The sequence below is a fragment of the candidate division WOR-3 bacterium genome (genome assembly GCA_039802205.1).
Taxonomy (GTDB): Bacteria; Hydrothermota; Tepidihabitantia; order SM23-42; family JAOAFX01; genus JAOAFX01.
The window spans coordinates 69774-75948 of the sequence record JBDRWD010000006.1 but is presented as its reverse complement, the minus strand read 5'-3'; the positions used below and the strand labels follow the sequence as shown (position 1 = coordinate 75948).

Genomic DNA, 6175 nt, shown 5'->3' with positions numbered 1-6175 from the left:
TCGCAATCTGCAATCCGAAATCCAAAATTAGAGGTCTATCCCAATCCGTTCAAAAATCACTGCGTTATCAAGTTCCGAATTCCAAACAATTCTGCAGTCCGCAATCCGAAATCCGAAATTTCTTTAAAGATCTACGATGTTTCCGGTCGTCTGGTTAAATCGCTTAACCGTTTAACCAATTACCAATCTTCAATTATTTGGTCTGGTGATGATGATATAGGTCGCAAACTTCCTTCAGGCGTATATTTTATTGATTTTAAATCCGACGAAATAAAAGAAATGGAAAAAGTTATTATGTTGAGATAATTTGGGAAAAGGGGGAATCATGAAAAAATTTTTGGAATTATCATTAATTTTTGCAATCCCTTTTTTCATATCGGGTGAGGGGATTACCGGAATAAAAAGATTAAAATATGTTGATCCATATGATGTCCAGATGACATCGTATCAAGAATGGGCAATAAAAATTACAAAAGAATCTTTCAAAATAGGCAAGGCTTACCAGAGTAAAATAAAAGCTTTTCGTTTACCCATGTTTGATATTGTCGTATATGCTCCTCTTTATCCAAACATCATTGATTCATTAAATACTTACATCACCGACCTTGAAGCAGAAAACTATAATGTACGAGTCGATACAATTCGCGGCTGGCAGCCATCGCAATTGAGGAATCATCTCGCATCACTGATAGATAGCCAGCTCGTTGGTGCGGTATTCATTGGCAATGTTCCCATTGCCTGGTATGAATATGAATCAAGCGAAGGACGGGAGGAATTTCCCATTGAACTCTATTTCATGGATTTAAACGGGACCTGGGTTGATGCAGATAACGATGGCCTCTTTGACAATCATACGGGCAATAAGGCACCCGAGATATATGTAGGTCGGATCTATGCTAATTCTGTTACCTGGGGGAATGAAATATGGCTGGTGAACAATTATCTTTCAAAAATTCATAAATACCGGACTGGTGGCTTCAACATACCCCAGAAAGCACTCGCCTATGTTGACGATGACTGGTATAGTTTTAATAACTGTAATCTAAACCTGCTCTATGATACCGTGGTTGTGGTACGTCAGTATAACACCACCACCGCCGCGGATTTCCGCACCCGTCTTGAGGACCCCTATGAATGGGTACAAATTTGCAGCCATTCATCGCCGTGGGGGAATACCTTCAAGAACACCTCTGGGTATGCAGGCACTGTATTTAATTTTGAAATCTGGTTTGCAGACCCTCCGTTCCTTTTTTTGAATCTATTTCAATGCGCGGGTACAAGATTCATTGAAGAAAACAGCGAAGGGAGTTGTTATATCTTCAATACGACTTATGGATTATTGGCGATCGGCTCTACCAAGGTTGGAAGTATGTTAAATTTCAGTGGTTTTTATGGGCCTCTGAATACAGGGATAACCGTGGGTCAGGCGTTCAAACAGTGGTTTATTCAATATGGCATAAATGATGTGGACTGGTTTTATGGAATGTGTATCATTGGGGATCCGACCTTAAAACCGAAAAGATCTGGAACAAATGTTGCTACTCAAGATCGGAATTTTAATCCTACACTTTCTTCCTTTAACTGGTCAAATCCTGCCCCGGTTGATACCCATCCTGAAACCGATGCCTTTGTCACGACCACAATTGATGGTGCTAAGCGCCTATGGTGCGCTTGGACAACCGGTCGTTCAGTGACCAATGGAAGGACCGAAATCTGTGCCGCATATTATGCAAATGGTGTCTGGAGTCCAGTCCAGATTGTTAGCCCCTATCTCTACTGGGATTTTGCCCCTGCATTATGGACTGATCCCCAAGGCAATCCTTATTTAACCTGGCAAAGGGCATACGGCCGGAATTACGACATCTTTGGTAGTGCCTATCTCGGCAATCAGTGGAGCATTGAAGAGCAACTCAGTTCCAAAGCTTCCAATGATATGTATCCAGCGATGACCAAGGATGGTGACGGAAGACTTTGGGTCTGTCTTGAACGATGGACACATTTGAATGGTGATATCTATTGCCGCTATTTTGACGGAATAACCTGGCAACCGATGTTTGCTGTGACTACTGATTCCGCGAATGATTATCGCCCCGCGATGGCGACTGATAGCAATGGAATCGCTTGGGTAACCTGGTGTAGTGAACGCTATCAATACAATCGAAATATCTATGTGAAAAGATATAATCCAAATACTGGTCATTGGGAAGGGTTATATCGCATAACGAGCAATCCTGCCCAGGACCAGGATCCTAAAATTGCTGTCTCTGGAGATGGTATGGTCTGGGTCGTCTGGACAACCTGGCGTAACGGGAACACAGATATCTATGAAAGCCACTACAATGGTTCAGTCTGGTCTAATGCCCGCGCCGTTGTTGCCGATCCAAACCGTGATGAACATCCAACGCTTGTCGTTGACCGAGATGGCTTTCTCTGGTGCATCTGGCAATCCAATAGGACCGGTGATTGGGAAATCTGGGCAAAATATTATAAAAATGGAGCCTGGGGTGATTCAATGAATATCAGCAACCACAGCTCGCGCGACATATTGCCGGTCGCTGTCTCCGATGATTCCGGATATATCTGGGTCTTCTGGCAATCTGACCGTCGGGGAAATTGGGATATCTTCTACAGCCGACTTCAGGCAGACCTTTTGGAACCGCAGGTCACGGTCATTATCCCTAATGGCGGTGAAATTTGGAACATCGGCCAAAATTACTTAGTCTCTTGGCGTGCTCGAGACAATGTTGCGATTGATTCAGCAGTTATTGAATATTCAACAGATAATGGAAATACCTGGATTTACCTCACTACCACAGGAGGTAGTGATTCAACTTATCTCTGGACCATACCGCCCACTCCTTCTAACCGGTGTCGAGTGCGCATTCGTGCCTTTGATAAAAATAATAACATCGGTGTTGATTTATCTGATGACCCCTTCACCATCTATGACCCAGTATCACCCCAAGTCCATGTGCTTGCGCCAAACGGTGGTGAAATATGGTACTGGAATGAATTACATCAAATTCGCTGGAATTCAAACGATAATATTGGAATAGACAGTCTAAACATCTATCTTTCCATTGATAGTGGTCTCACCTATCCATACCGGATTTCTCATTTCAATACAAATGATTCTATTTATAATTGGATAATACCCCAGATGAATTCTAATAAGTGTTTGATTAAGGTGCTTGCCTATGACCGTTCCGCAAATACTGGTTATGATGTGAGTGATAATTGTTTCACCATTGGCGCGGTCGGCGCCGAGGAATATACCGATTTGCCCGCACAATTCTCTTTAGACCTCCTCACTCCCAATCCTTCCGGTGTTGGTCCGTTGCTCCAGTTAGCAATCCCTCACCCGACATTGGTAACGATGAATCTCTACGATATAACGGGGGAATGTGTCTATTCTATAGCGAATGAACTCCTTTCGCCTGGTTATCACCGCTACTACCTTGGAAAAGAAAAATTATCTGCCGGCATTTATTTCATCGCGGTCAAAACAAGCGATTGCTCAATCGTAAGAAAAATTGTAATCATGAAATGATTAGATTGATCTTTTTGTTATCCTGCATATTACATCTTTTCTCTGCTGCCTTCTTAATCGATCCTCGTTATCACACATACGAAGAAACAGTTCAGGAACTTGATTCAATTGCAACTCTCTATCCTACCATTACAAAACTTTATAATCTCGGACTTTCGACCCGCGATAGTTTACCTATTTTGGGTATAAAGATCTCTGACAACCCCACAATAAAAGAGGATGAACCTGCTATTCTATTTAATGGAATCCACCATGCTGAAGAATTGCTTGGTTGTGAAGTCTGTTTGTATCTTCTGAAAGACCTCGTTATCAAATATGGTATTGATTCAGCAATCACCCACTGGATAAATAATGCAGAAATCTGGATAATCCCCATCCTGAATCCTGAAGGACACAATGTTGTGACCAGTGGTCTCGATTCAATCTGGCGTAAGAATAAGCGAGATAATAATAACAATGGCATCTTTGACCTTGATTACGATGGAGTGGATTTAAACCGAAATTACGACTTCAACTGGGAACAAGGGGGTAGTTCTAATCCTGGTGATGAATACTACAGGGGACCTTATCCATTTTCGGAAAATGAAACAAGAATCATTCGGGATCTCGCCATCGAAAACCACTTTGTCTTTGATATTTGTTATCATTGTGCTCGAACTGGTCAAGGCGAACTGGTCTATTATCCCTGGCGCTGGGGCACTCAATTTGCCCCTGATCATCCATTCATAAAAAAGATTGCCGATACCCTTGCCGCAAAGATAATCAATGATGCGGGGAATGGAACTTATGTTCCTATTTATGGGTATGCGACCGAGGGAAATGCCCGCAATTGGCTATACGGTTTTTTGGGTACTTTTGCATACACGATTGAAGTGAGTCGCGGTTGTTATCCTCCTGGTTATCGAGTTGACAGCATCTGTATGCGAAATCTCGCTGGTGCCTACTATCTATTAGAAAGAATCTTCGGTTCAAGCATCACTGGGATAATCACTGATTCCATTACCAATCAACCGCTAACGGCTGAAGTAAGGATTGCCGGTTACTATGATTCTACCCTACCCCCGCGGTTGAGTGATCCCATCTATGGAAGATATCGAAGGATTGTCAATCCTGGCAATTATACATTACAGTTCATCAAACCCGGATATGAGACCATTACAATCAACAATGTATTAGTATCGCCTGGCATCCCAACGATTCTCAATATCAAGATGAGACCATTAGGAATATCTGAGGTATTAAAGAAAGAAAAAGTTCAAAATCGATTAGAAATCTATCCAAATCCTTTTAATGACCATTGTGTAATCAAATTTCCAAAGTCGTGGTGTCGAGAGAAGATCTTGATTTATGATATCTATGGTCGCACGGTCAAAAAATTTGACTTGACATCATCCACTCCGTTTCCATTAGGAATAGTATGGTTTGGCACTGATGAGGAAAATCGTCCATTGCCGAGTGGCGTATACTTTTTAAATTTAACAGTGGGAGGTAAAATACACAGAGAAAAGATAATTTTGCTACGCTGATCTTTGAAGATTTGTCTCCTGAATCACAAATCTTTGTGATATTAAGGAGGTGTTATGAATCGATATTTGATAATAAGTATTATGGCAATAATGCTCGGGGCCAATCCTATATATGAGGTGATCGTCAATGAATTTCAAGTAGCCCCTACTGACTCCGAACGGATTGAGTTCCGCTATTTCCGGAGTGCAAGTCTGGATACAATTTATCCTGATTCTTTCCCGCTTTTGAATACCCAGCTCTTCACACCTGCAGGCCAATCCTTTATTGACACCCAGATCTATCTACCCGGCATGGGTTATAAGGTCATTGACTTCTCAATGCTCAGCGGCAATTTCTCTTTACCTGATGATACCGGTTTCATCAAAACTCGGGGAGGAAATTTTATGGCATTGTGGGATTCCATACCATATCCACAATGGGCACCTACTCCGCCCACCCATTATTCGTGTGCTAAATTCCATTTTTACTATTATGATTTAGGGGGATATAATCTTGGCTGGGATTGGTATCTGGATTCTACTCCCACCTTTGGTGCCGATAATGATGATTATCCTGGCTGTCTCATCTCTGGACATATCTATGACGCGAGTGGCAATCCCTTGGAAAACGCCCGCGTCATTGCGACCGCCACCTATTACGCTACAATTATCAATACTCCACCCTACTATAAAACCTGTACCACTTATACCGCCGTTGACGGTTCTTATTCAATTGATAGCCTTTTGCCCTGGGTTTATTGGGTAAAAGCAAGTGCCCCAGGTTATCAGACTGATTCCCAGTTGACCGGCCATGTCAATTGGGCTCATCCGTGTACCAATTTCAATCTCTACCTCGGGGTGGGAGTGGAAGAAAGGATTGGTAGTAACCGGGATGAAAAATTAAAAGTATTCCCGAATCCTTTTCACCGGAAATTGCTGATCGTAACAACCCAACCAACCACCAAACTCATGCTCTATGACGGCGCAGGTAGATGCATCTTAAAAAAGGAAAAATTATTGCCGACGACCCATTTTGAAATCGATGTCAATGCCCTACCAAAAGGCGTCTATTTTATCCAAACAATGAACGGGAGATTTAAAGGGATAAAACTTTAGATTT

At 42.2% G+C, this 6175-nt stretch carries 4 protein-coding genes; all 4 read left to right on the top strand.

What is annotated here, in order from left to right; all coding sequences use genetic code 11:
• Positions 1-306: T9SS type A sorting domain-containing protein (locus ABIL39_02435; GenBank protein ID MEO0164978.1), on the top strand; the 306-nt coding region annotated here is incomplete at its 5' end.
• A gap of 19 nt (positions 307-325) precedes the next feature.
• Positions 326-3550 (top strand): T9SS type A sorting domain-containing protein, encoded by a 3225-nt coding sequence (locus ABIL39_02430; protein MEO0164977.1) that lies wholly within the window; start codon positions 326-328, stop codon positions 3548-3550.
• On the top strand, positions 3547-5076 hold the full coding sequence (locus ABIL39_02425; protein ID MEO0164976.1) for a M14 family zinc carboxypeptidase: 1530 nt from the start codon (positions 3547-3549) through the stop codon (positions 5074-5076). Before ABIL39_02430 ends, ABIL39_02425 begins: the two co-directional genes overlap by 4 nt.
• A 54-nt stretch (positions 5077-5130) precedes the next feature.
• The gene (locus tag ABIL39_02420) at positions 5131-6171 is read left to right on the top strand and encodes a carboxypeptidase regulatory-like domain-containing protein (GenBank protein ID MEO0164975.1); all 1041 of its coding nucleotides are present in this window, start codon (positions 5131-5133) and stop codon (positions 6169-6171) included.
• Positions 6172-6175: the final 4 nt, after the last annotated feature.